Raw genomic sequence first — 24,161 nt, forward strand, 5'->3', positions numbered from 1 at the left:
CCGAGTCCCCCCGGTGCTCGCAGTTCCCCCGGATCGATCCGGGGGAACTGCGAGCACCGGGGGGACTCGGCGGGCCAGCAGGTCAGGGGCGGGGCGTCACCACTTGTAGTCGAGGAACTTCCCGTCGAAGGTGACCACCACGCGGTCGCCGTCCGGGTCGGGCCGGCGGGAGACGTCGACCCGGAAGTTGATGGCGCTCATGATCCCGTCGCCGAACTCCTCGTGGATGAGCTCCTTCAGGGCCGGTCCGTACACGGAGAGCGCCTCGACGAAGCGGTAGACCGTGGGGTCCGTCATCCGCGCCGGGTCGCTGCCGCGGGACGGCTGCTGCTGCAGGCTCTCGGCGACCGTCCCGTCCAGGCCCAGCAGGTCGCACACCTGCCGGGCCTGCTCCGGGGTCATCGGGTGCTGGCCCAGCAGCGCGGCGGTCGTCCAGACGTGCGGGGCGCGGATCTCGTCGGCGATCTCGCGCCAGGACAGGCCGCGGCGCACCCGGGCGGCGACCACGAGGTCGGCGGCGTCGGACTTGGTCAGGATCGGGGTCATGCGGGGCTCCTCGGGAGTCGGCGAGCTGGTGGGGGCGGGTCGGCCGGATCCGGCGCTCACGCGACCGGGACGCGGTCCTCCTGCGCCGCCGGCCGGATGCGGGGCGCCCCGGTGCGGGCGTGGGTGGCGTAGAGGGTGAGCCCCACGAAGGTCAGCCCGCCCACCAGGTTGCCGAGCACGGTGGGGATCTCGTTCCACACGAGGTAGTCCATGACCGAGAAGTCGCCGCCGAGGAGCAGACCGGAGGGGAACAGGAACATGTTGACGATCGAGTGCTCGAAGCCCATGTAGAAGAACAGCATGATGGGCATCCACATCGCGATCACCTTGCCGGAGACGCTGGTGGACATCATCGCGGCGACCACCCCGGTGGAGACCATCCAGTTGCACAGGACGGCGCGGACGAACAGCGTCAGCATCCCGGCGGCGCCGAACTCGGCGTAGCCGACGGTCCGGCCCTCGCCGATCTCGCCGATCTGGCGGCCGACCTCGTCCGGGGGCAGGGAGAAGCCGTAGGTGAAGATGATCGCCATCAGCACGGCAACGACGAACGCCCCGGCGAAGTTGCCGGCGAACACCAGGCCCCAGTTGCGCAGCATCGAGCGGACGGTGACGCCGGGGCGCCTGTCGATGAGCGCGAGCGGCACGAGGGTGAACACGCCGGTCAGGAGGTCGAAGCCCAGCAGGTACAGCAGGCAGAACCCGACCGGGAAGAGCACGGCCCCGAGCAGGGGCTCGCCCGTCCGCACGGTGACGGTGACGGCGAAGGCCGCGGCGAGCGCGAGGATCGCACCGGCCATGAACGCACGGATCAGGGTGTCGCGGGTGGACATGGCGACCTTCGCCGCTCCGGCGTCGATCATCTTCGTGACGAAGTCGGCGGGCATCACATAGGACATGGCATGGCTCCGTTGCTGGACGGACAGGAGGATGCCGGGTCCCGCGCGGCACGTGCCCCGCTCCCGGCACGTCCCAGTCTGGACGGGCCGTGTTTCCGCACCGTGTCCCCGTCCGCTCCCGGGGGTCAACTCGGCCTCACCGGGGCGCGGCGAGCCTGTGAGGCGACGCCCGGGCCGGACCGCCCCTATGCCTTGCGGGCCGCCAGCACCGTCTCGTAGAGCTGCCGCTTGCCCACGCCCGTGCGCTCGGCCACGCGGCCGGCGGCGTCCTTGAGCCGGGTCCCGGCGGCCACGAGCGCCTCCACCTCGGCCACGAGGTCCTCGGGTCGCGCGGCCTCGGGGGCGGGGGCACCGGCGACGACGACGGCGATCTCCCCGCGCACCTGCCCCTGCCCGCACCAGTCCACGAGCTCGGTGAGCGAGCCCCGCACGACCTCCTCGTGCAGCTTGGTGAGCTCCCGGGCGACGACCGCCCGGCGGCCCGGGCCGAACGCGTCCCGCAGCGCGGCGAGCATGACCTCGAGCCGGTGCGGGGCCTCGTAGAAGACCATGGTGCGCCGCTCGCCGTCGAGCTCCGCCAGCCGAGCGGCACGCTCCGAGGACTTCCGCGGCAGGAAGCCCTCGAACGTGAACCGGTCCGTGGGCAGGCCGGACACGGCCAGTGCCATGAGCACCGCCGAGGGGCCGGGGATCGCGGTCACGGTCAGGCCCTCGGCGGCCGCGGCCTCCGCGAGCCGGTAGCCGGGGTCGGAGACGGTGGGCATCCCGGCGTCGGAGAGGACCAGCACGGTGCTTCCCGACCGGACGGCGTCGAGCAGCTCGGCGACCCGTCCGGCCTCGTTGTGCTCGTGGTGGGTGAGCACCCGGCCGCGCGTGGTGACCCCGAGCCCGGCGGTGAGCCGGCGCAGCCGCCGGGTGTCCTCCACGGCGAGCACGTCCGCGGTCTCGAGGGCCGCCCGCAGCCGGGGCGGCGCGTCCCCGAGGTTGCCGATCGGGGTGCCCGCCAGGACCACCTGCCCGGGGCCCGCGGCGGCGCCGTCGGAGGCGCCGTTCCGGGCGTCGGCGGCGTCGGTGGGGGCGCCGTTCCGGGCGTCGGCGGCGTCGGTGGGGGCGTCGGCAGGAGTGTCGTCGTGGGGTTCCGTGTGCACGGGTCCACTCTACGGCGCGCCCCGCGGGCCTCCTCCGCGGCTCAGCGGGCGCCGGGACGCGTCCCCTACGATGACACCGTGAGTTCCTCGGTGCGCGCCCCAGTCCTGGCGCCGGAGCCTCGGCCGGCGGCACCGGTGGGCACCCTGCGTCGGTCCCTGGCCCCCGCCGCCCTGCGGGAGCGGCTGCTGCCGGCCCCCGCGGCGGTGGCCCGGTTCGCGTGGCTGGGGCCGCTGCTGGTGGTCCTGCTCGGCGGGCTGCTGCGCTTCCACCGGCTCTCCCACCCGGACGCGATCGTCTTCGACGAGACCTACTACGTGAAGGACTCCTACTCGCTGCTGCTGCACGGCTACGAGCGGCAGTGGCCGGAGGGCGCAGACGAGCTGTTCGTGGCCGGCACCCCGCCGGAGGCCCTGGCCACCCCCTCCTACGTGGTGCACCCGCCGGCCGGGAAGTGGCTCATCGCGTTCGGCATGTGGCTCTTCGGCGCCGAGGACCCGCTGGGCTGGCGCTTCTCCGCGGCCCTGGTCGGGACGCTGTCCATCGCACTGGTGTGCGCCGCCGGGTGGCTGCTCTTCCGCTCGGTCACGGTGGCCACGCTCGCGGGGCTGTTCACCGCGGTGGACGGGCTGCACCTGGTGCAGTCCCGGCTCGCGATGCTGGACGTGTTCCTGATGTTCTTCGTGCTGCTCGCGTTCGTCCTGCTCCTGCTGGACCGGGAGCACGGGCGCCGCCGCCTGGTCGCCCGGCTGGGGGTGGCCCCGGGCCGCGACGTCCCGGAGGCGGAGCTGCGGCGCCGCCTGGAGTGGGGGCCGTGGCTGGGCGTGCGCTGGTGGCGGATCGCGGCGGGCGCGGCCTGCGGGCTCGCGGTGGGCGTGAAGTGGAGCGCCCTGTTCCTGGTGGCCGGGCTGGGCGTGCTCACGGTGCTGTGGGACCTCAACGCCCGCCGGGTGGCCGGGGTGCGGCGCTGGCTGCCCGCCGGGGTGCTCAAGGACGGCGTGCCCGCGTTCGTCGCCGTCGTCGGGACGGGCCTGGTGGTCTACGTGTCCACCTGGGCGGGCTGGTTCGCCTCGACGGACGCCTACGACCGCACCTGGGCGCAGCAGCACCCGGGCGAGGGCCCCCAGTGGCTGCCCGCGCCCCTGCGCTCGCTGTGGGCCTACCACTCCTCCGCCTACGGCTTCCACAGCGGCCTGGGCACCGAGCACGCCTACGAGGCGCTGCCGTGGCTGTGGCTGACCCTGGGCCGGCCCACCTCCTACTTCTACGAGGACCCGGAGCGGGGCAGGTCCGGGTGCGCGGTGGAGCACTGCTCGCAGGCGATCCTCAACATCGGCAACCCGCTCCTGTGGTGGACGGCGATCGCCGCCGTGCTCGTGGCCGCGTGGCTGTGGGCCGTGCGGCGGGACTGGCGCTTCGGGGCGCTGACCGGTGTGTTCGCCGCCGGGTACCTGCCCTGGTTCCTGTACCCCGAGCGCACCATGTACTACTTCTACGCGCTGCCCGTGCAGCCGGCCCTGATGCTCATGCTCGCCGGCATGCTCGGCCTGGTCCTGGGCCGTCCCGGGGACACCGTGCGGCGCCGGCGCGCGGGTCTCGCGGTGGTGGGGGTGTTCACGGCCGCGGTGCTCCTGCTCAGCGCGCACTTCGCCCCCGTCTGGTACGCGGAGACCGTCGAGTACGCCCAGTGGCGAGAGCGGATGTGGTTCACCGCCTGGATCTGACCCGCCGGCTCAGCGACCGGCCAGCCGCCGCTTGAGCTCCTGCCGCCGGCGCACCCGGTCGAGGGCCCGGTGCCGGCGGAAGGCCGTGGGCCAGGTGGCGGCCATGACCGCGAGCGCCCCCAGGAGGGCGAGGCCGGCCACAGCGATCGCGGCGTCCATCCAGAACTGGGTGGGGTACAGCCGGATGAGGGTGTCCGAGGCCCGGAAGGTCCAGGACCCGTCCGCGAAGAACAGGGAGTGGAACAGCGCGAAGAACTGCTGCCAGCCGAGCACCGCGGCGACGGCCAGCGCCACCAGCAGCGCCACGGTCAACCACGAGCCGAAGAACAGGGCGCCGGAGGCGGCCCCCGGGGCCTTCGCCCGCAGGTACAGGCACGAGACGAGGCCGAGCAACGCGAGGACCGCGACCACCGCGAGCGCGGCCTGCAGCACGATCTTCACGTCGGTCATGTGCGCGACCTCGGAGCCCAGGAACAGCGGGGCGCCGTCCGCGTCCTGCAGCCCGCCGAGGAACCCGGCCGGGGCCCAGTTCATGACGTAGTCCAGCCCGTAGGAGCCGAAGACCATCCGCTCCTCGGTGGAGAAGCCGTAGGAGTCCGCCGGGAAGCCCGGGCGGTGGTACTCCGCCCACAGGAACAGCGGCGTGGCCACCACTCGCACGGCCGCGGCGAGCAGCGCGAGCGGGAGCACGAGCGCCAGGAGGACCTGCTGCAGCCGCGGCAGCCGCGGCTCGTCCGCCAGCGCGTCCCGGCGCAGCGCGGACCGGCGGCGCGCCTCCGCGTCCGGGTCCTCGTCCCCCGCGGCTTCGTCGGCCCCGACGGCGCGGGCGCCGCCCCCCGTGCGGCCCGTCCCGGCGCCGCGGCTCCCGCCGCGCCCACCGGGGCGGTCGTCGTCGTGCGCGTCCTCGGACGCGCTCTCCGCGGGGACGACGGCGGGGAGCAGGCCCGTCCACACGGGCTCCTCGCGCTGCCGGTCGTCCGCGGGCGGGTCTGCCTGCTGCCAGGGCGCCTTGTCGTTGCTGGGGGTGGCCACGGGCGGGTCCTTCGGTCGGAGGGGGTCGGTGGTCCGGGGCGGGCGGGTCCGCTCCGGCCGGTCCCGATCCTACCCACCGCCGGCCCCCTCCCTCACCAGCGGGGGCTCACCGGCGGGGGCTCACCAGTCGCCCTTCCACTCCTCGTCCGCGTAGTGCTCGAGCGGGATGTTCCAGTCGCCGTACCCGTCGTCGGGATCGGCCTGCGGGTAGCCGGTGCCCACGACCTCCACGACGTCCCCGGGCCGGAACACGTCGTGGATGAACTTCGCGCCCTCGGGCGGCATGCCCACGCATCCGTGGGAGACGTTGGCGATCCCCAGGACGGGCAGCGCGGAGGGCAGCGCCTGGTGCACGAACTCGCCGCTGGCGGTCAGCCGGGACACGTTGGAGGCCCAGAACGTGTCGTACCAGTGCGGGTCCCCCGGCTCCAGTTCCAGCGAGGAGGCCTTGAACAGGTACGTCGGGGCCTGCTCCATGATGACCTTCTGCCCGGTGGTCGAGGGCCAGTCCGGATTGCCCAGGGTCACGGGGAACGTCCCCGCGACCTCGCCGTCCACCCAGGCGGTCAGCGTCTTGGTCTCGTTGTCCACCCGGGCGTAGTGCTCGGCGCCGGTCGAGAAGCTCCGGCGCAGGTCGTGGTTGCCCACCATGCCGTGGCCCACGTCGAGTCCGAGGAGGTCCAGGGAGACCGTGATCTCCGAGCGCGGCGCCCACTTCTCGGCGGGGCGGTAGCGCAGCGTCGTGTCGGAGTACCACCGGAAGGCGCCCGCCCGGTCGCCGCCGCCGTCCACGGTGACGGCCTCTTCGACCTGCTCCTTGTGCACGACGGGCTCGGAGAAGGTGAACTCCAGGACCTGACCGGTGCCGTAGACCCCGCCCTCGGCCACGTTGAGGCGCGCGTCGACCTCGTTCGCCGCGAGGACGGTCGTGAACGTGCTGGTGCCCGTGGTCGGCTCCGTCCCGGACGCGGCGCTCCAGTGCACGACGTAGGGGGTGTCGAAGGCCAGGACCGCGGTGCTGGTCCAGGTGCGGCCGTCGGCGGAGAGCTCCCCGGGCACCGGATCCCCGCCGGCGGCGGGCACCAGCACGACGTCGGTCAGCTCGCCCCCGTCGGCGCGCACCACGACCGGTTCCACGGGGTTGTGCTCGACCGCCGCGTCCGCGGGGGCGACGGTGACCTCGGCCGGTGCGGCCGTGGCCGGCCCGCTCGGGGACGGCGTGGCCGGGGCAGTGGCCGTCGGGGCGGTGGCGGCCTGCTCTGCCGCGGGGGCCCCGGAGGCCTGGGCGCAGCCGGTGGCGAGCAGGACCGTCACGGCCCCCAGTGCGACCAGGCGCCGGGGGGCCGGCAGCGCTCGCGGGGAGGGGGGCGCGGGAACCGGGCAGGAGGACAGGGGCATGGGAAGCGGCACCTCGGGCGTCTGGGGGGTGGGGGGAACGCTGGGGAACTGCTTCCCACGATAGGTCCGCCGGCCGCGCAGGACCGCACCCGCCGCCCCTCGGTCACGAATGTTAACGCCTTCGTGACCCCCGGCGACGTGGCCGGTGCGTCATCACCCGGGGGTCAGGCAGGCGATGCCGTGGGCGATCGGATAGACCGGGTGCACCCCGTCTCGGAACGGGCGGTCGCTCATCAGCCGGTCGGCGTCCACGGGGATCAGCGTCCCGCCCGTGAGGGGGCACCGCAGGAGCTCGAGCAGACCGGGCGCCAGGGCGACCGCCACGGGGGGCACCGGCTCGGGCTCTGGCACCGGCAGCGCCCAGGGGGCGGGGCGGCGGTCGGCCGGTGTCTCGTGATGCCGCGCCGGCCTGCTCTCGTGGCGGTTCTCGGTGCGGAGACCGGTGTGGAACTCGGTGTGGAGTTCGTGGGCCGGCTGCGTCGTTGCAGGGACAGTCATGGGGGGACTCCTGGTGCTCCGGGGGGAAGAGCCGTCCGCACCGGACAGGTGCGGTCTGCGGCTCATCCTAGGGGCGGAGCACGGGCACGGTGCGGAACCGGCCGGGGACGCGCGGTTCAGGCCTCGGGCCGGGCGGAGCCCCCGGGCACGGCGGGCCGGCGCAGGTGCGCCCGGTGCAGGGCCGCGGGCACCGGGACGTCGTTCCACGGCATCTCGGGGGCCGGCTCCGGGGCCGGCCGCGGAGCGCGCTCGGGCACGGCCGGGCGAGAGATGCCGGTGGCGGGGCCCCGGGGGGCCTCCGCGCCGGCAGCCCGGGGGTTCTCCGGGGCGGGCACCGAGGGGCGCTGCGGGGCCGTCGTCGGGCCGCCCGGTGCGGCACGCTCCGGGGCACCCGCCCGGCCGCCGGTCCGGGGGGTCGTGCGGGAGCCCTCAGGACGCGGCGCGTGCGGTGCCGGGGATGCCGGGGATGCCGGGGAGGAGGGTCGCGGCAGGGAGACGTCGCGCAGCACCGTCCGCGGGCGGTCGCGGACGGGCGCCGGGGGCTCGCCCTCCCGGACCGCCTCCGCCACGGCGCCGATGTCCTCGCGCCGGGCCCTCGCCTCCGGCGGCTCCAGCCGGACCACGCGCCAGCCCCGGGGCACCGTGAGCCGGTCGGCGTGCACGGCGCACAGGTCGTAGGCGTGGGGCTCCGCGTGCCCGGCGAGCGGGCCGACGACGGCGGTCGAGTCCGAGTACACGTAGGTCAGAGTCGTGACGGCGTCCCGCCTGCAGGTCTGGCGGGAGCAGAGGCGGGTGGGACTGCCGGAGGAGCTCATGGCCCGAAACTACCTCAGCGGGCGAGACGGCGCAGGCGGCGGCGCTCGCGCTCGGAGAGCCCGCCCCAGATGCCGAACTTCTCGTCCTTGCTCATCGCGTAGTCGAGGCACTCCGCCTGCACGGGGCAGGCCTCGCACACGCGCTTGGCGTCACGCGTGGACCCGCCCTTCTCGGGGAAGAAGGCCTCCGGGTCGGTCTGGGCGCACAGTGCGTCGGTCTGCCACGCGAGCTCGCCCTCGTCCTCGTCCACGGCGTACAGCCCGGCCACGGCGCTCCAGTCGGAGCCCTCGTCGGCCGCCGGTGCCTCGAGCAGGTCGAGAGCGGGGGCCGCTCCGGCGCCGGAGAGGTTCTGGACGGCCTCGTGGGCCCGGAGGTAGGCCGTGGCCTGGTCCTCCATGCTCCCGGCCGCCCGGCGGACGTGCCGCTCGGCGGCCCGGGGGTCGACGGGATCGACGAACCAGTCCTCTGGCACCGAGCGCATGCTCAGCCGACGGGCCTCGAGGGGGCTGGATTCCACGACCTGCTGTCGTGCGGCCTCTCCCATGACTTTCCTTCCATCCGACACGATTGCTCGGGTGCGGCGCAGTACGGGGGTCGCCGACCCTGTGCATCCCGGAGAACGTATCCTTGCTGATCGTCTGCCGGACTTCCCAATTACACGTGTGTAACTAGTACGGAGTCAACCCGTCCCGGGTGACCGCCCATGCCACGATATCCGGGAAGAATGTCTTTGGGAGTAGACGTTTTTCCACGTCACGGCCCGATTTTCGACAGGAATGCCGCAGAGGGCGAAGAATGCGACTCTACGCATATGCCGAACCGCCGCCGCGGGCACGGCAGCCACGAGGAGGAACCATGGACACCCCGACCCCCCGATCTGTCCCCCGCTTGGTGGACAAGCTGCGCAGCAGCAGCCGCCCGGCCCTGATCTGGTACGGCCGGGACGGCGAGCGCGTGGAGCTCTCGGGGCGGGTCCTCGACAACTGGGTGGCCAAGACCGCGAACCTGTGGGTGGACGAGCTCGACCTCGAGGCGGGCGACGTCGTGGCCGTCGGCGACGAGGTGCACTGGCGCAGTCTCGCGGCCGTCCTCGGCTCGTGGACCATGGGGGCCGCGGTGCGCGTGGTCGATCCCCGCGAGGACGCGGCGGAGCCCGGGGACCGGGCCGTGGTGGGCCTCGTCGACCCGCAGGGGGCGACGCCCCCGCTGCTGGACCGGGTGCCCGCCGGGGCGCGGGCCGTGGTCCTGGACCGGCCGGCGCTCTCGCTCGGCCACCGCGGCGAGCTGCCGGACGGGGACGTCCTCGACTACTGCGCCGAGGTCCGCTCCCACGCGGACGTCTACGACGGCCTCGAGGAGCCGGCGCCGGACGGTGCCGCGCTCCGGGCCGCGGGCACCGACGACGGCTTCCTGCCGCACGACCGGCTGATGCCGGCCGCGGGCGAGCTCGCGGCCGGGCGGGAGGACGTGTGGGGAACGGCGTCGGCCGTGCACGTGCCGGGCCGGCGGATGGACGCCGAGTTCCTGCTGCGCGTGCTGGCCGTGCTGGCCGGGGGCCGGGCCGCGGTCGTCACGGACCGTCCGGCGGACGCGGCCGACGACGGCTGGCGGTCCGTGCTGACGGCCGAGAACGCCGTCGCGTTCTGAGCGGAACGGCTCAGCGCCCCTCCGCCGCCTCCGTGCTCCCGTGGCTCTCGTGGCTCTCGTGGGTGTCCGAGCCGGGGGCCGCCGCACTCCCCGCGCGGTGCCGGGCGCCCTCCCGGTGGGGGTGCTGGTGCGCGCGGTGGGGGTGCTCGGCGCCCTCCGCGGGCTGGTGACCCGTGATCAGGGCGATCTCGAGGGCCGCGGTGTCCGCGAAGTTGGGGTCCTCGTCGAGCTCCTCGGTGAACACCCAGAAGCGGTAGGCGAAGTACCGGAAGACGGTGCCGAGGATGGTCCCGATGATCGTGCCGGACACGAAGGACGCGTAGGCGCTGGTGAGACCCAGCACGTAGTAGCTGAAGCCGAGGCAGCCGAGCTCGATGGCCATGCCGATGCCGTTGGCCACGAGGAACTGGACCAGCTCGCGGCGCTTGTCCGACTGGCGCTTGTGCCGGAAGGTCCACAGCCGGTTGGCGACCCACGCGAAGACGATGGCCACGGCCGTCGCCACGAACTTCGCCTTGAGGTGGCCGTCCTCGAACACCGTGTGCATCAGGATCCAGGTGAGCGACGCGTTGATCACGAACGCGAGGGCGCCCACGACGCCGAACTTCATGAGTTCCTTGACGAAGAGGTGCCACAGGGCATCGAAACGGTCGACGAGGCGGTTCACGCGGCTTCAGGTCTCCCAGGTGGTGAGGCGGTGGGCGCCGGCCGGCGCGGCGGTCGACGCCCACGGACGAGCACCCGGGGCGGACCTCGGCACATCCTACCCCGCCCCTCCTGCACGGCACCGGAGAGTTACAGCACAGTCCCCTGGCCGTCGCGGGGCCCGTGCCGGGCAGGTGCCGGGGCCGAGGCGGGAGCACGACGCCGGAGACCAGGCGGCGGGCGGCCCCGGAGGCAGGGCATCCCGGCCCGCCGAGCGGTCCCGGCGGACCGGGATACCCTGGTCGGGTGAATTCTTCTGTGACCGCCCCTGTCGTCGGCGTCGTCGGAGGCGGGCAGCTCGCCCGCATGATGGCGCCCTCCGCCACCGCCCTGGGGATCGAGCTGCGCGTGCTCGCCGAGGGCCCCGACGTCTCGGCGGTCGCCGCCGTGCCCACCGCCCCCGTGGGCGACTACACCGACCTCGACGTGCTGCGCCGGTTCGCCGCGGGCGTCGACGTGCTGACCTTCGACCACGAGCACGTGCCCACCGAGCACCTGCAGACCCTGCTCGCCGAGGGCGTGGACGTCCGCCCGGGCCCGGACGCGCTGGTGCACGCCCAGGACAAGCTGTGGATGCGCGCGGCCGTGGAGCGCCTCGGACTGCCGAACCCGCGGTGGGAGGCGGTCGCCGACGTCGAGGAGCTGATCGCCTTCGGGGAGCGCACGGGCTGGCCGGTGGTGCTCAAGACCCCGCGCGGCGGCTACGACGGCAAGGGCGTCATGGTGCTCGGCACCGCCGAGGACGCCCGCGGCGCCGAGCCGGCGCAGTGGTTCGCCCGCACGGACGGGCCCCTGCTGGCGGAGGAGAAGGTCGGGTTCTCCCGCGAGCTCTCCGCGCTCGTGGCCCGGACCCCCTCCGGCGAGGTGCGGGCGTGGCCGGTGGTGGAGTCGATCCAGGTGGACGGCGTCTGCGACGAGGTGCTCGCGCCCGCCCCGCAGCTGCGCCCCGAGGTCGCGGCCGCGGCCGCGGACGCCGCCCGGACGCTGGCCACCGAGCTGGGCGTGACCGGCGTGATGGCCGTGGAGCTCTTCGAGACCCCCGGCCGCGGCACCGGGTTCCTGGTGAACGAGCTGGCCATGCGCCCGCACAACTCCGGGCACTGGACCATGGACGGATCCGTGACCAGCCAGTTCGAGCAGCACCTGCGCGCCGTGCTGGACCTCCCGCTCGGAGACACCGGGCTGATCGGCGGGGCCGCGGTGATGAAGAACTACCTGGGCGGGGCGAACCAGGACCTCTTCGGCGCCTACCGGGCGGCCATGGGCGCGGAGCCCCGCGCCAAGATCCACAACTACGGCAAGGCCGTGCGGCCCGGGCGCAAGATCGGCCACGTCAACCTCACCGGCACCGCGGACGAGATCCCGGAGCTGCGCCGGCGGGCCACCCGCGTGGCGGCCGTGCTGCGCGACGGGCAGGCCTGACCCGCGTGCCTCCCACGGCCCGTCCAGCCGGGACGGATAGCGTAGCCCCAGACCGGACCGCGATGGCGGCCCCCACCCGCCGAGCAGCGCAGGAGCACCAGTGAACGAGAAGCAGCAGCCCGTCGTGGGCGTCGTGATGGGCTCGGACTCCGACTGGCCCGTGATGGAGGCCGCCGCCACCGCCCTCGAGGAGTTCGGGATCGCGTACGAGGCCGACGTCGTCTCCGCCCACCGGATGCCCACCGAGATGATCGAGTACGGTCAGCGGGCGCACGAGCGGGGGCTGCGGGTGATCATCGCCGGGGCCGGCGGCGCCGCCCACCTGCCGGGGATGCTCGCCTCGGTGACGCCCCTTCCCGTGATCGGCGTCCCCGTCCCCCTGAAGACCCTCGACGGCATGGACTCGCTGCTGTCGATCGTGCAGATGCCCGCCGGCGTCCCGGTGGCCACCGTGTCCATCGGCGGGGCGCGCAACGCCGGGCTGCTGGCCGCCCGGATCCTCGCCGCCGGCGCGGGCCCGCAGGCCGAGGCCCTGCGCCGGCAGCTCCTGCGCTTCGCCGACGAGCTCCGGGAGACCGCCCACGCCAAGGGCGCCGCCCTGCGCACCCGCCTCGACGGCTGACCCGGGCGCCCGCGCTCCCGCCCTCCCGTCCTTCCCCCTGCCCGCCCTTCCCCGCCGGAGCTGCCCGTGAACAGCCACACCCCCCGCGCTGAGCACGATCCCCGCCCGCCCCACGACCCGTCCGCCGAGGGCTCCCGGTCCCGGGACCTCCCGCCCGACGCCGTGACGGCCGTGCGGGGCGTCGACGACGACGCGGCGAGCCCGCCCCGGCTCACGGATCCGCTGCGCCACCCGCAGCACGCCGGGGACGGCACCCGGGCCCGGCGCGCGTGGACGCTGCTGCTGTCCACGCTCGTGGTCCCCGGCAGCGCGCAGCTCGTCGCGGGCCGGCGGGCCGTCGGTCGGGCGGTCCTCAAGGTCGACGTGGTGGTCTGGGCCGCGGCGGCGCTGGCGCTCCTGTCCCTGGTGCTGTGGCGCACTCCCCTGGTCTGGTTCCTGACGAACTCGTTCACGTCCCTGCTCCTGATCGCCGGGCTCGTGGCCCTGGCGGTGGGATGGGCGCTGCTCTTCTTCGACACCCTCCGGCTCATCCGGCCCGGCCTCCTCGTGCAGCGGACCCGCCGCGCGGTGGCCGCGGCCACCGTGGCGCTCATGCTCGTCACCTCCGGCGGACTGGCCTGGTCCGCCTACCTGCTGTCCGTGACGCGCGGTGCGGTCTCGGACGTCTTCGGGGGCGGGCTTCCCTTCCGGCCCGCGGACGGGCGGTACAACATCCTGCTCATGGGCACCGACTCCGGGGAGGACCGCTCGGGCCGCCGCCCCGACTCGATGACGGTGCTCAGCGTGGACGCCGACTCCGGGCGGACCGTGACCGTCTCCCTGCCGCGCAACCTGCAGAACGCGCCCTTCCCTTCAGACTCGCCGCTGGCCGACGTCTATCCGGAGGGCTTCGACTGCGGCGACGAGTGCATCCTCAACGCCCTCTACACCGACGTCACGAACAACCACGCCGAGCTCTACCCGGACGCCGCGGACCCCGGCGCCGAGGCCATGAAGGACGCCGCCTCGGGCGTCCTCGGCATCGAGGTCCAGGCCTACGCGATCGTCGAGATGAACGGTTTCGAGCAGCTCGTCGACGCCCTCGGCGGGATCACCATCGACGTCGGCGGGCGCGTCCCGATCGGCGGCGGCACCGACCTGGTGACGGGCCTGCCGAACGAGATCTTCGGGTACATCGAGCCTGGCGTGCAGCGCCTGGACGGCTACCACGCCCTCTGGTACGCCCGGTCCCGCGAGGGGGCCACGGACTACGACCGCCAGGCGCGCCAGCGCTGCGTGCAGGCCGCGATGCTCAAGCAGCTCAACCCCGTCAACGTGCTGACCCGGTTCGAGGACCTCGCGAACTCGGGCACACAGGTCGTCGAGACCGACATCCCGCAGAGCCAGATCGGCTCGTTCGTGGACGTGGCGCTGAAGGCCAAGGAGCACGAGCTCGTGCAGTACGCCGCCGGCCCGCCGTACTACGACCCGTCCTTCCCCACCTACCCGGACTTCGACCTGCTGCACGAGGACCTCGACCGGGTGCTCGAAGAGGCCACGGACCGCGGCGCGCGGGACGCGGAGGCCCTGCCGGCCGGCACCCCGGTGGGCTCCGGGATCGCGATGGCCGCCCCCCTCGCGGCGGCGAAGCCTCTCGTGGGGACGCAGGAGCTCACGCCCAACGGCACCTGCTCGGTGCCCTGACCGGCCCGGACCGCGGGGCACCGGCGGCGCCCTGACGCCCCGGTACAGTGGGGGCGTGGCGAACATACTGCAGTCGAACGCATGGGCCGGATTCCAGCGGAACCTGGGGCACAAGGTGTTCCAGGCCTCCGGGGACGGATGGCGCTACCTCGCGATCCTCGAGGGCGGCCGGACGGGCCGCTACCTCTACTGCCCGTACGGCCCCGAGGCGCTGACCCCGCAGGCCTTCGAGGCCGCGCTCGAGGACCTCGCCCGCACGGCCCGGTCCGAGCGCTGCTGGTTCGTGCGGGTGGAGCCCGTCGACGCCGCGGTGACGGACGGGCTCGAGACGCCGGAGGCCTCGCTGCGCCGGCGCGGAATGCGCCCGGCCCCCCGGCAGGTGCAGCCGGGGCACACCCAGGTCATCGACCTCACCCAGGACGAGGACGCGATCCTCAAGGACATGAAGTCCACCAACCGCAACCTGCACCGCAACATCGCCAAGAAGGGCGTGACCTTCACGACCTCGACCGACCCCGAGGACGTCGACGTGCTGCTGGGCTTCCTCGAGGCCACGGCCGAGCGCAAGGACTTCGCCCGGCAGCAGGACGCCTATCTGCGCGAGGCCGCCCGCAGCCTCATGCCCGTGGGCGCGGCGGCCCTCTACGTGGCCCGGCTGGACGGGGAGCCCATCGGCGCCTCCCTCGTCTACGACTCCGACGACACCCGCACCTACGCCCACGCCGCGATGGACTTCGAGCACCGCAGGCTCTCGGCGGGGATCCCCCTGGTCGTGCGGATGGTCCTGGACGCCAAGCAGAAGGGCCTGAGCCGTTTCGACCTCTTCGGCACCGCGCCCGAGGACGCCGGCCCGGACCACCCGTGGCACGGCTTCACGAAGTTCAAGAAGTCCTTCGGCGGCCGCCCGGAGTCCTATCCCGGGACCTGGGACCTGCCGCTGAGCCGCGGGACGTACGCCGCGTACACCGGTGTGCGCGCCGCCCGGGAGGCCGCCGTCTCGGCCCGCAAGAGCCTCCCGGGCCTGACCGGCCGGCTCCGGGAGTCCGTCGCCGGGATGCGCCGCCGGGAGTCCTGAGCGCCCGGTCTCAGCGCCCCGCCGCGTCCCGGAGGGCGGAGATGCTCTCGCCGACCACGCGGCGGGTGAGGTCCCGGGCCCGCCGGGCACGCCCCCGGACGGGACGGGACGCGCCGTCGTCGTCCTCGGGCACGTCGTCCGGCTCCCCGAGGTCGGGGGACCACGCCGGGGCCGGTTCGCCCAGGCCCAGCTCCGCGGCGACCGCGGTCCCCGAGGCCTCGGCGGCGGCCTCGGCCACGTCCTCCGAGAACTCCCCCGCCGGGCCACGGCCCAGGGCCTTCTCCCAGGGGCCCAGCACCGGGCGCTCCGTCGCCGCCAGCTCGCGGACCACGAGCGGCACCTCCGTCTCGTCCGGGTCGCCGCCGTCGAGTCGCTGCACGCGCCGCTTCTGCAGCTCGACGATCCCGGTCAGCAGCAGGGCGTCGTCCACGCCCAGGTCCCGGCCCCGGCGGGTGAAGCCGAGCCGGTAGATCATCGCCAGACCGCGCGTGTGCACGAACCACAGGTAGCCCAGGGCGGCCTCGCGGCCGTCCTCGGCGGCCTCGGTGGCCACGAGCAGCAGCGAGTCCTCGCCCAGGTCCTCCAGCAGCTGGGTGATGAGCCGGGTCCGCAGCCCGATGTTCGCGAGGACCCGGCTGCCCGCCGTGACCTCCCGCACCGTCACGCCCGGGGTGCGCAGTGCCGTGCGGCAGCGGTCCAGGGTGGCCTCCGAGAGCCGCCGCGAGAGGTCCCGCTCGGTCTCCCCGAGCACCACCTCCAGCCGCCGGGGCTCCTCCGGCCCGGCGCCCGCGGCGGGCCTGGTGAACCCGGCGGCCTCCAGCGCCTCCGGGGTGCCGGGCGCGCGCAGGGTGTCGGCCTGGAAGCGCAGCAGGACGGCCGAGTGCTCCTCCCGGGCCCAGTCGGCGAGGGCGGCGGCGACCACGGGCAGGTCCTCGGGCCGGTGGACGTGGCAGTGCACGGTCCCGGCGACCACGCGCTCAGCCTCGGAGCGCAGGTAGAGCTGCGCGTAGCCCACGGTGCGCTGCTCGGCGTCGTGGACCATGACGCGGTCGACCCGGAGACCGGGGCCCTCGGCGGAGACCTGGGCCTCGCCGATGCCCCACAGCTGCTGCGGGTGCCCGCCGGTCACCCGGACGGTGGCGTCCCAGGTCTTGCGGTTGGGACAGGGGCTGACCGTGGTGCTCACGTGGGGATCCTCCTCGTCACCCGGGCGCTCCGCCCCGGCTGGGGGACCGCGGTCGGCGCCCGCAGTTCGGCCTCCAGTCTAGGGCCGGGAGGGGCTGGGAGAGGGGCCGGACACGGTGCGACGGGGACGGGAGGACCCCCGCACCGGAGGTCGGTGCGGGGGTCCTGTCACGGCCGTGCCGGCCGGGCCCGGCGACGGCCCGGTGTCAGGCTCAGCGTCAGGCTCAGTGGCGCGCGTACTTCTCCCACTTGGAGGCCAGGTGCTCGGCCTCGACCATCCGCACGGTCCCGGAGCGGGAGCGCATCACGATGGACTGGGTGGTGATGCGGCGGCCGCGGTAGCGCACGCCGCGCAGCAGGTCCCCGTCGGTGATGCCCGTGGCGGAGAAGAAGCAGTTGTCCGAGGTGACGAGGTCGTCGGTGGTCAGCACCGCGTCCAGGTCCAGTCCGGCGTCGAGGGCCTTCTGGCGCTCGTCGTCGTCGACCGGGGCGAGCCGGCCCTGGATGATGCCGCCGGTGGCCTTGACGGCGCACGCGGTGACGATGCCCTCCGGGGTGCCGCCGATGCCCATCATGACGTCCACGCCGGTGCCCTCGCGGCAGGCCGCGATCGCGCCGGCCACGTCCCCGTCGAGGATCATCCGGGTGCGGGCGCCGGTGGCGCGGATCTCGTCGACGAGCTGCTGGTGGCGAGGGCGGTCCAGCACGCACACGGTGAGCTGGTTGATGTTGACGCCCTTGGCCCTGGCCACGAGGTGCAGGTTCTGCTTGACGGGCAGGCGCAGGTCCACGAAGTCCGCGGCCTCCGGGCCCACCACGAGCTTGTCCATGTAGAAGACGGCGGAGGGGTCGAACATCGACCCGCCGTCGGCCACCGCGATGACGGCCAGGGCGTTGTTCATGCCCAGCGCGGTGAGGCGGGTGCCGTCGATCGGGTCCACGGCGACGTCGGAGGCCGGCCCGGAGCCGTCACCCACCTGCTCCCCGTTAAAGAGCATCGGGGCCTCGTCCTTCTCGCCCTCGCCGATGACCACGGTGCCGTTGAAGTGCACGGTGGAGAGCAGGGACCGCATGGCGTCGACCGCCGCCCCGTCCGCGGCGTTCTTGTCGCCGGCGCCGACCCACTGGCCGCCGGCGATCGCCGCCGCCTCGGTGGTCCGCACCAGCTCCATCGCCAGGTTGCGGTCGGCCACGTTGTTGGTGCGCGCGGGGATCGTTCCGGTGGATTCTTCGGCCACGTTGTTCCTCACCTTCGAGTTCACGTTCTTCGGGACCCCCGGGCCGGGCTCGGCCGCGGGCGCGGTCCACGTCCCGCCCAGCATATCGCCCACGCCTCCGCGGACCGCGACCTGGGCCACATTGCGGCCGGGTGCGTCCGGGCGGGCCCGGCGCGGAGGGAGCGGGGGCGGCGGACGGAGGGCGGACGCGGCGGACAGGGGCCGGCGGACAGGGCACAATGGACGGGTGAGCTCCTCGACCCCCGACCGTCCCGCAGAGCACCCCTCGGCAGAGCACCCCGCGGCCGCCGGCCCCGGCACCGCGCCCGGCTCCGAGGCCGCCGAGGCCCCGGAGCAGCCGCTCCCGCAGATCACGGAGAAGCAGGCCCGGCGGCTCAACGCCCCGGTGCAGGGGATGATCATCTCCATGGCGGTCCTCCTCCTGCTGGTCCTGCCGTTCGTGTGGCTCCAGCCCCGCCCCGACGCCCAGCCGTACCGCCCCGACGTCGACGTCGCCCAGGAGGCGGACTTCGTGGCGGACGAGGCGCCCTTCACCCCGGTCGTGCCGGAGCCGGGCGAGGACTGGACCGCCAACTACGCCCGGTGGAACGGCGGCGCCGCCGAGGGGGTGCCCTTCTGGGAGATCGGCTGGGCCACCCCGCAGGGCAGCTTCATCGGCCTGGTGCAGACGTCCATGGCCAACCCCACGTGGCTGGCCCAGCAGGCCGAGGCCGTCCCCGCCACCGCGACGGTCGACGTGGGCGGCGTGCCGTGGGACGTCCACGTCCGGGAGGAGTCCCGGAACCAGGACGCGCTGACCGTGTACACCGGTGAGGTCAACGGCTCCACCGTGGTGCTCAAGGGCGACGCGTCCGGCGCCGAGCTGGACCGGTTGGCCGCCGCCGTCGCCGAGGACCTCACCGACGCCCCTGCCCCGCGAACCACGGAGATGCCATGACCCCGGACACCCGCCCCGACGACACCTCGCCCCGCACCCCGGCCGCCGCCTGGCAGCGTCTGCGCGAGGGCAACGCCCGCTTCGTGGCGGGCGAGTCCATGCACCCCAACCAGGACGCCTCCCGGCGGCAGTCCGTGGCCGGCGGGCAGAACCCGTTCGCCGTGATCTTCGGCTGCTCGGACTCGAGGCTGGCCGCCGAGATCATCTTCGACCTCGGCCTGGGCGACGCGTTCGTGGTGCGCACCGCCGGGCAGGTCATCGACGACGCCGTGCTCGGCTCGATCGAGTACTCGGTCGCGAACCTCGGCACGCCGCTGATCATGGTCCTCGGCCACGACTCGTGCGGGGCCGTGACCGCCGCGCACAGCGTCGCCGGCTCCGGGCAGATGCCCCGCGGCTTCCAGCGGGACCTCATCGAGCGGATCATGCCCTCCGTGCTCGAGACCCAGCGCCACGGCCACCAGGACGTCAACGCGGCGGTCGTGGAGCACACCAAGCAGACGGCGTCCCGCCTCATGGAGCAGTCCCGGGTGATCGCGGACGCGGTCTCCAACGGCGAGGTCGCCGTGGTCGGCGTCTTCTACCACCTCGAGGACGGCGAGGCGGAGCTCGTCCACGGGCACGGCACCTGGCTTCCGGGCCGCTGAACCGGGCGCCCGGCACGGCGGCCGTCACCCCGGGTCGCCGTGCCGGGCGTCACCCGGCGCTGTCCTAGACTGGCGCCATGGCTGATACCACCGCAGAGACCACCGAGTACCGCATCGAGCACGACACCATGGGCGAGGTCCGCGTTCCCGCGAACGCCCTGTACCGCGCTCAGACCCAGCGTGCGGTCGAGAACTTCCCCATCTCGGGCAAGCCCCTCGAGCCCCAGCACATCGTCGCGCTGGCACAGATCAAGAAGGCCGCCGCCAAGGCGAACGCGGAGCTGGGGGTGCTCGATGACGAGCGCGCCCGGGCCATCGCGGACGCCGCGGACAAGGTCGCCACGGGGCAGTACGACGAGCACTTCCCGATCGACGTCTTCCAGACCGGCTCCGGGACGTCCTCCAACATGAACACCAACGAGGTGCTGGCGACCCTCGCCAACCAGGCGCTCGAGGGCACGGACGTCGAGGTCCACCCCAACGACCACGTCAACGCCTCCCAGTCCTCCAACGACGTCTTCCCGACCTCCGTGCACGTCGCCGTCACGGGCGCGCTGATCAACGACCTGGTCCCGGCCATGACGCAGCTCGCCGAGTCGCTCGAGCGGAAGGCCTCGGAGTTCCAGGATGTCGTGAAGTCCGGGCGCACCCACCTCATGGACGCCACGCCGGTGACCCTGGGCCAGGAGTTCGGCGGCTACGCCGCGCAGGTCCGCTACGGCATCGAGCGGGTCGAGTCCTCGCTGCCGCGGGTGGCCGAGGTCCCCCTGGGCGGCACCGCCGTGGGCACCGGCATCAACACCCCCGCCGGCTTCTCCGCCCGCGTCATCGAGCTGCTCGCCGAGGAGACCGGGCTGCCGATCACCGAGGCCCGCAACCACTTCGAGGCCCAGGCCAACCGGGACGGCCTGGTCGAGGCCTCCGGGCAGCTGCGCAACGTCGCCTACAGCTACATGAAGATCAACAACGACCTGCGCTGGATGGGCTCCGGCCCCAACACCGGCCTCGGCGAGATCCTCATCCCCGACCTCCAGCCCGGCTCCTCGATCATGCCCGGCAAGGTCAACCCGGTGATCTGCGAGTCCACGATCCAGGTCTGCGCGCAGGTGATCGGCAACGACACCACCGTCTCGCTGTCCTCCACCAACGGGGCGTTCGAGCTCAACGTGGGCATCCCGGTCATGGCCTCGGCCCTGCTGGAGTCCATCCGCCTGCTCGCGAACTCCTCGCGCGTGATGGCGGAGAAGATGATCGACGGGCTCGAGGCAAACACGGAGCGCTGCCGCTTCCTCGCCGAGGCGTCCCCGTCCATCGTGACCCCGCTGAACAAGGCCATCGGCTACGAGGCCGCCGCGAAGATCGCCAAGCACTCCGTGGCGAACAAGATGACAGTGCGCGAGGCGACCATCGCCCTCGGCTACGTCGAGAACGGCCAGCTCACCGAGGAGCAGCTGGACCGGGCGCTGGACGTCACCACCATGACGGGCCCCAACGTCTGACCCTGCGCTCCCGGCGCACCGAGGGGTCGCGTCCGCACGGCAATGCTGCGTCATTGCGTGCGGACGCGACCCCTCGCCGTGTCCGGGCACAGTTCGCGACCCCTCGCGGCATCCGGGGGGCTCAGACCACGAAGCGGGGCGGGCCGCTGTGCGCCCGCGCGGCCCGCAGCCGCTCGAGCTGGTGGGGCGGCATCGGCGGGAGCTCGTCCATGGCGTACCAGCCGACCTCGAGCGACTCGTCGTCGTTGACGCGGGCCTCGCCGGAGACCCAGCGGCAGCGGAAGGTGTGGTCCAGGAACTGGCAGCGGTCCCCGTTGGGGTACCGCACGGGCTCCCCCGCCCTGACCGCCACGAGCTCCTCCACGACGGCGACGACGCCGGTCTCCTCCAGGCACTCGCGCACCGCCGTGACCGCCGGCTCCTCGCCGGGCTCCACGATCCCGCTCACCAGTCCCCAGTTGCCGTTGTCGCTGCGCCGGGCCAGCAGCACCCGGCCGTCCTCGCGCAGCACCACGGCGGTGACGGCAGGCAGCCACAGGAGATCGTGGCCGATCTTCTCCCGCAGGGACAGGACGAACTCGGGGGTGGGCATGCGGGCTCCTCGTGCAGTGTCTTGGGGTGGGGTCCGGCCCATTCTGACAGGCCGGCGCGCGTCACAGCAGCAGGAGGACCCCGAGGGCCCCGGTGATCATGGCGGGACCGAACGCCACCCGGGAGCGGGCGTCGACCCGACCGAGCACCACGAGCACCGCCCCGGCCAGACCGCCGAGCACGAACCCGGCCGCCGCCCCCAGCACGGCGTGCCAGACGGAGACGAAGCCCAGGCACATGCCGAGCAGACCGGAGAGCCGGACGTCGCCCATGCCCATCCCGGCCGGGTGGAGCATGCGGAGCAGGACGTAGAGCCCGCCCACGACCACCAGGCCCCACAGCATCCACAGCAGCCGGACCGGCTCGCCGGCCACCACCGCCGCCCCGCCCAGCAGCACCCCGCACCCGGGGTACAGCGGGCGCACCACGCGGCCGGGCAGCCGGTGCTCCCGCACGTCGGTGCGCCACAGCCACGCGCACGCGACCACGAGCACGGCGGTGCCGAGCAGCGCGAGCGCCCCGGCGGCCCACCCGGCGACGTCCCCGCGGGTGAACTGCTCGATCAGGAAGGTGCCCACACCGGGCATCGTAGCCCCGGCCCCCGCCGGGACGGGGCGCCTGTGGACGCGCGGGGCCCTCCCTAGACTGGGGTCATGCACCGCTCCCCCGTCCCCGCGCCCACCGATCAGGACGAGTTCTGCGCGCTCAGCCGCTCCTCCCCGTGGCGCTGGGACACCCTGCGGTTCGTGCTGTCCTGGCCGGCCCCCGCGGACGCCGCGCCCCGCCGGCCCGTCCGGGCCTGGGTCCGCCGCCCGGACGGCCTGCGCGTCGAGGCCCTGGACGGCACCCCCCTCTACACGGCCACCACGCGGGAGCAGTCGCGCGACGACTTCTACGTCGCCTCGACCTCGGCCTCGTGGCTGCTCGCGCCGCAGCTGGTGGCCCCGGTGTTCACGGACTCCGGGCTCGTCGAGCGCAGGCCCGAGGCGGCCTACGGGGACCCCGTCTTCGGCGGCGGCCGCTGGCAGGCCATCCTCGACCCCGTCGAGCTGGCCGGGGACGCCCCCGTGCCGCCCTACCTGCCGGAGCGGCGGCCCTGCACGGTCGAGGACGTCCGCACCGGCACCCACCACGGGCGGCCCGTGCGCGGCGCCGTGGTGGTCCCCGGCCACGCCTACACCCCGACGACGCCGGGGCACCCCCTGGCCCCGGCCCGCACCCGGGTGCTCCTGGACGAGCGGACGGCCGTCTGCGTCCGCTCCGAGGTGCTCCAGGGCCCACTGGCCGGCACGGGCCACGACCTGCGGATCGAGGCGGTGGACGAGTACTTCATCGACGACCTCTTCCGCTCGGTGCCCCTGGACCTCACGGACGTGAGCAGGCACCTGCCCTGGCCCGTCGGCCCCTGAGGCCCCCGGCTCAGCTGTCCAGGTCGCCCAGGACCTCCGTGACCAGGGCGGCGATCGGTGAGCGCTCCGAACGGGTCAGCGTGACGTGGCCGAAGAGCGGGTGGCCCTTGAGCGCCTCGACCACGGCGGTCACGCCGTCGTGGCGGCCGACCCGGAGGTTGTCGCGCTGGGCGACGTCGTGGGTCATGACCACCTTGGAGTTCTGCCCGATCCGCGACAGCACGGTGAGCAGCACGTTCTTCTCGAGGGACTGCGCCTCGTCCACGATCACGAAGGCGTCGTGCAGGGACCGGCCGCGGATGTGCGTCAGGGGCAGCACCTCGAGCATGCCCCGGTCGAGCACCTCCTCGACGACCTCCTGCGAGACCAGCGCCCCGAGGGTGTCGAACACCGCCTGGCCCCACGGGTTCATCTTCTCCTCCTCGGAGCCGGGCAGGTAGCCGAGCTCCTGGCCGCCCACGGCGTAGAGGGGACGGAAGACCATGACCTTGCGGTGCTCCCGGCGCTCCATCACCGTCTCCAGGCCCGCGCACAGGGCCAGGGCGGACTTGCCGGTGCCGGCGCGCCCGCCCAGCGACACGATGCCGACCTCGGGGTCCAGCAGGAGGTCGATGGCGAGCCGCTGCTCGGCGGAGCGCCCGTGCACGCCGAAGACGTCCCGGTCCCCGCGCACCACCCGGGCGGAGCCGTCGGCGCGGACCCGGGCCAGGGCGCTGCCGCGCACGGAGTGCAGGGTCAGGCCCGTGTTGGCCGGCAGCCCCTCGGCGCCGGGGACCACGACGGCCTCGCCGCCGTAGAGCCGGTCCACCACGTCTTCGGGGACCTCGAGGGCCGCGGTCCCGGACCACTCGACGTCGGAGCCGACCCACTCGGCCCGGTACTCCTCGGCCTCCAGGCCCAGGGCGGAGGCCTTGACCCGCATGGGCAGGTCCTTGGAGACGATGCACACGTCCTTGCCCTCGTTGGCGAGGCTCAGCGCCACCGCCAGGATCAGGGAGTCGTTGTCCTTGAGCCGGAAGCTCACCGGCAGGACGGTGTCCGAGACGTGGTTGAGCTCCACCACCAGGCTCCCGCCCTGGTCCCCGAGGGGCACGGGCCGGTTGAGCCCGCCGTGCTCCACGCGCAGGTCGTCGAGCAGCCGCAGGGCCTGCCGGGCGAAGTAGCCCAGCTCCGGGTCGTGCCGCTTGCCCTCCAGCTCGGTGATGACGATGACGGGCAGCACCACCTGGTGCTCGGCGAAGCGCAGGATCGCCCGGGGGTCCGACAGCAGCACCGAGGTGTCGATCACGTAGGAGCGCACCCCGGCGCCCAGGGGGGCGGAGATGTCGGTGATGCGCTCCTGCTTCTTGGAGATGCTCATGGTGGCCCTTCCTCCTCGGTCCGGCGGGCGGCGTCAGCGCCGTCCGCCTGAGGACAACGTATGCGGACCGGACCCGCCGCGC

General features: G+C 74.1%; 24 protein-coding genes. 10 read left to right on the forward strand and 14 right to left on the reverse strand.

Going from position 1 to position 24,161, the window contains the following annotated elements; all coding sequences use genetic code 11:
- Positions 1-96: 96 nt before the first annotated feature.
- The 3 genes from cynS to rsmI all read right to left on the reverse strand — a co-directional run bounded on the left by cynS (position 97) and on the right by rsmI (position 2,458).
- A complete protein-coding gene (gene cynS, locus RF640_RS16740) occupies positions 97-546 on the reverse strand; it encodes a cyanase (RefSeq protein ID WP_035926675.1) in 450 nt (149 codons plus the stop codon).
- A 56-nt stretch (positions 547-602) separates the two neighbouring features.
- The gene (locus tag RF640_RS16745; RefSeq protein WP_115162401.1) at positions 603-1,445 is read right to left on the reverse strand and encodes a formate/nitrite transporter family protein; all 843 of its coding nucleotides are present in this window, start codon (positions 1,443-1,445) and stop codon (positions 603-605) included.
- Positions 1,446-1,630: 185 nt separating this feature from the next.
- Positions 1,631-2,458: a 16S rRNA (cytidine(1402)-2'-O)-methyltransferase gene (gene rsmI, locus RF640_RS16750; protein ID WP_035926827.1), complete on the reverse strand. Its 828-nt coding sequence runs from the start codon at positions 2,456-2,458 to the stop codon at positions 1,631-1,633.
- 213 nt (positions 2,459-2,671) lie between these two features.
- On the opposite strand from rsmI, the gene RF640_RS16755 reads away from it, so the two are divergent.
- Positions 2,672-4,315, forward strand: a complete 1,644-nt coding sequence (locus RF640_RS16755; RefSeq protein ID WP_323632925.1) for a phospholipid carrier-dependent glycosyltransferase — start codon at positions 2,672-2,674, stop codon at positions 4,313-4,315.
- A gap of 9 nt (positions 4,316-4,324) precedes the next feature.
- Here RF640_RS16755 and RF640_RS16760 read toward each other — a convergent pair whose 3' ends face one another.
- From RF640_RS16760 to RF640_RS16780, 5 genes are all read right to left on the reverse strand, one after another.
- Complete coding sequence (locus RF640_RS16760) at positions 4,325-5,347, reverse strand: TIGR01906 family membrane protein (protein WP_081615703.1); 1,023 nt, start codon at positions 5,345-5,347, stop codon at positions 4,325-4,327.
- 120 nt (positions 5,348-5,467) lie between these two features.
- Positions 5,468-6,745 (reverse strand): Ig-like domain-containing protein, encoded by a 1,278-nt coding sequence (locus RF640_RS16765; protein ID WP_368828427.1) that lies wholly within the window; start codon positions 6,743-6,745, stop codon positions 5,468-5,470.
- A gap of 153 nt (positions 6,746-6,898) precedes the next feature.
- The gene (locus RF640_RS16770; RefSeq protein ID WP_368828428.1) at positions 6,899-7,243 is read right to left on the reverse strand and encodes a hypothetical protein; all 345 of its coding nucleotides are present in this window, start codon (positions 7,241-7,243) and stop codon (positions 6,899-6,901) included.
- A gap of 116 nt (positions 7,244-7,359) precedes the next feature.
- Positions 7,360-8,058 (reverse strand): DUF3499 family protein, encoded by a 699-nt coding sequence (locus RF640_RS16775; protein ID WP_368828429.1) that lies wholly within the window; start codon positions 8,056-8,058, stop codon positions 7,360-7,362.
- A 14-nt stretch (positions 8,059-8,072) separates the two neighbouring features.
- On the reverse strand, positions 8,073-8,603 hold the full coding sequence (locus RF640_RS16780; protein WP_095650442.1) for a WhiB family transcriptional regulator: 531 nt from the start codon (positions 8,601-8,603) through the stop codon (positions 8,073-8,075).
- A gap of 311 nt (positions 8,604-8,914) precedes the next feature.
- Between RF640_RS16780 and RF640_RS16785 the strand changes: the two genes are divergently transcribed.
- Entirely contained in the window at positions 8,915-9,706 is a 792-nt protein-coding gene (locus RF640_RS16785) for a TIGR03089 family protein (protein ID WP_126349935.1), read from the forward strand.
- A 10-nt stretch (positions 9,707-9,716) separates the two neighbouring features.
- Here the strand turns inward: RF640_RS16785 and RF640_RS16790 are convergent, their stop codons facing one another.
- Positions 9,717-10,373, reverse strand: coding sequence for a GtrA family protein (locus RF640_RS16790; protein ID WP_017832397.1), 657 nt, complete (start codon positions 10,371-10,373; stop codon positions 9,717-9,719).
- A 296-nt stretch (positions 10,374-10,669) separates the two neighbouring features.
- On the opposite strand from RF640_RS16790, the gene RF640_RS16795 reads away from it, so the two are divergent.
- The 4 genes from RF640_RS16795 (at position 10,670) to RF640_RS16810 (ending at position 15,213) form a co-directional block, all read left to right on the forward strand.
- Positions 10,670-11,833, forward strand: a complete 1,164-nt coding sequence (locus RF640_RS16795; protein WP_181821156.1) for a 5-(carboxyamino)imidazole ribonucleotide synthase — start codon at positions 10,670-10,672, stop codon at positions 11,831-11,833.
- A gap of 136 nt (positions 11,834-11,969) precedes the next feature.
- On the forward strand, positions 11,970-12,455 hold the full coding sequence (gene purE / locus RF640_RS16800) for a 5-(carboxyamino)imidazole ribonucleotide mutase (protein ID WP_051063721.1): 486 nt from the start codon (positions 11,970-11,972) through the stop codon (positions 12,453-12,455).
- A 66-nt stretch (positions 12,456-12,521) separates the two neighbouring features.
- Complete coding sequence (locus RF640_RS16805) at positions 12,522-14,138, forward strand: LCP family protein (RefSeq protein ID WP_017832400.1); 1,617 nt, start codon at positions 12,522-12,524, stop codon at positions 14,136-14,138.
- Between the two features lie 55 nt (positions 14,139-14,193).
- A complete protein-coding gene (locus RF640_RS16810; protein ID WP_109222775.1) occupies positions 14,194-15,213 on the forward strand; it encodes a peptidoglycan bridge formation glycyltransferase FemA/FemB family protein in 1,020 nt (339 codons plus the stop codon).
- 10 nt (positions 15,214-15,223) lie between these two features.
- On the opposite strand, the gene RF640_RS16815 is transcribed toward RF640_RS16810, so the two are convergent.
- Both RF640_RS16815 and glpX read right to left on the reverse strand, forming a co-directional pair.
- The gene (locus RF640_RS16815; protein WP_017832402.1) at positions 15,224-16,399 is read right to left on the reverse strand and encodes a hypothetical protein; all 1,176 of its coding nucleotides are present in this window, start codon (positions 16,397-16,399) and stop codon (positions 15,224-15,226) included.
- Between the two features lie 223 nt (positions 16,400-16,622).
- Positions 16,623-17,570 carry a class II fructose-bisphosphatase gene (gene glpX / locus RF640_RS16820; RefSeq protein ID WP_109222828.1) on the reverse strand — a complete coding sequence of 316 codons (948 nt, stop codon included), beginning with the start codon at positions 17,568-17,570 and terminating at the stop codon, positions 16,623-16,625.
- A 292-nt stretch (positions 17,571-17,862) separates the two neighbouring features.
- Here glpX and RF640_RS16825 point away from each other — a divergent pair, with 292 nt between their 5' ends.
- From RF640_RS16825 to RF640_RS16835, 3 genes are all read left to right on the forward strand, one after another.
- Complete coding sequence (locus tag RF640_RS16825) at positions 17,863-18,573, forward strand: DUF4245 domain-containing protein (RefSeq protein WP_017832404.1); 711 nt, start codon at positions 17,863-17,865, stop codon at positions 18,571-18,573.
- Positions 18,570-19,220, forward strand: a complete 651-nt coding sequence (locus tag RF640_RS16830; protein ID WP_017832405.1) for a carbonic anhydrase — start codon at positions 18,570-18,572, stop codon at positions 19,218-19,220. The genes RF640_RS16825 and RF640_RS16830 overlap by 4 nt, the downstream gene beginning before the upstream one ends.
- Positions 19,221-19,297: 77 nt before the next feature.
- On the forward strand, positions 19,298-20,719 hold the full coding sequence (locus tag RF640_RS16835) for a class II fumarate hydratase (RefSeq protein WP_368828430.1): 1,422 nt from the start codon (positions 19,298-19,300) through the stop codon (positions 20,717-20,719).
- A 121-nt stretch (positions 20,720-20,840) separates the two neighbouring features.
- On the opposite strand, the gene RF640_RS16840 is transcribed toward RF640_RS16835, so the two are convergent.
- Entirely contained in the window at positions 20,841-21,311 is a 471-nt protein-coding gene (locus tag RF640_RS16840; RefSeq protein WP_095650451.1) for an NUDIX domain-containing protein, read from the reverse strand.
- 61 nt (positions 21,312-21,372) lie between these two features.
- Complete coding sequence (locus RF640_RS16845) at positions 21,373-21,888, reverse strand: prepilin peptidase (RefSeq protein WP_368828431.1); 516 nt, start codon at positions 21,886-21,888, stop codon at positions 21,373-21,375.
- A gap of 75 nt (positions 21,889-21,963) precedes the next feature.
- Here RF640_RS16845 and RF640_RS16850 point away from each other — a divergent pair, with 75 nt between their 5' ends.
- Positions 21,964-22,719: a hypothetical protein gene (locus tag RF640_RS16850; RefSeq protein WP_368828432.1), complete on the forward strand. Its 756-nt coding sequence runs from the start codon at positions 21,964-21,966 to the stop codon at positions 22,717-22,719.
- A gap of 10 nt (positions 22,720-22,729) precedes the next feature.
- Here RF640_RS16850 and RF640_RS16855 read toward each other — a convergent pair whose 3' ends face one another.
- Positions 22,730-24,079 carry a PhoH family protein gene (locus tag RF640_RS16855; protein ID WP_109243292.1) on the reverse strand — a complete coding sequence of 450 codons (1,350 nt, stop codon included), beginning with the start codon at positions 24,077-24,079 and terminating at the stop codon, positions 22,730-22,732.
- Positions 24,080-24,161 lie beyond the last annotated feature (82 nt).

The sequence above is a fragment of the Kocuria sp. CPCC 205231 genome (assembly GCF_040980965.1).
GTDB lineage: Bacteria > Actinomycetota > Actinomycetes > Actinomycetales > Micrococcaceae > Kocuria > Kocuria rosea.

Coding starts and splice junctions, on each gene's coding strand:
- RF640_RS16745 (WP_115162401.1), bottom strand. CDS start 1,445: ATGTCCTATGTGATGCCCGCCGACTTCGTCACGAAGATGATCGACGCC.
- RF640_RS16785 (WP_126349935.1), top strand. CDS start 8,915: ATGGACACCCCGACCCCCCGATCTGTCCCCCGCTTGGTGGACAAGCTG.
- RF640_RS16850 (WP_368828432.1), top strand. CDS start 21,964: ATGCACCGCTCCCCCGTCCCCGCGCCCACCGATCAGGACGAGTTCTGC.
- RF640_RS16840 (WP_095650451.1), bottom strand. CDS start 21,311: ATGCCCACCCCCGAGTTCGTCCTGTCCCTGCGGGAGAAGATCGGCCAC.
- glpX (WP_109222828.1), bottom strand. CDS start 17,570: ATGGAGCTGGTGCGGACCACCGAGGCGGCGGCGATCGCCGGCGGCCAG.
- RF640_RS16770 (WP_368828428.1), bottom strand. CDS start 7,243: ATGACTGTCCCTGCAACGACGCAGCCGGCCCACGAACTCCACACCGAG.
- RF640_RS16765 (WP_368828427.1), bottom strand. CDS start 6,745: ATGCCCCTGTCCTCCTGCCCGGTTCCCGCGCCCCCCTCCCCGCGAGCG.
- RF640_RS16855 (WP_109243292.1), bottom strand. CDS start 24,079: ATGAGCATCTCCAAGAAGCAGGAGCGCATCACCGACATCTCCGCCCCC.
- purE (WP_051063721.1), top strand. CDS start 11,970: ATGGGCTCGGACTCCGACTGGCCCGTGATGGAGGCCGCCGCCACCGCC.
- RF640_RS16775 (WP_368828429.1), bottom strand. CDS start 8,058: ATGAGCTCCTCCGGCAGTCCCACCCGCCTCTGCTCCCGCCAGACCTGC.
- cynS (WP_035926675.1), bottom strand. CDS start 546: ATGACCCCGATCCTGACCAAGTCCGACGCCGCCGACCTCGTGGTCGCC.
- RF640_RS16780 (WP_095650442.1), bottom strand. CDS start 8,603: ATGGGAGAGGCCGCACGACAGCAGGTCGTGGAATCCAGCCCCCTCGAG.
- RF640_RS16830 (WP_017832405.1), top strand. CDS start 18,570: ATGACCCCGGACACCCGCCCCGACGACACCTCGCCCCGCACCCCGGCC.
- RF640_RS16835 (WP_368828430.1), top strand. CDS start 19,298: ATGGCTGATACCACCGCAGAGACCACCGAGTACCGCATCGAGCACGAC.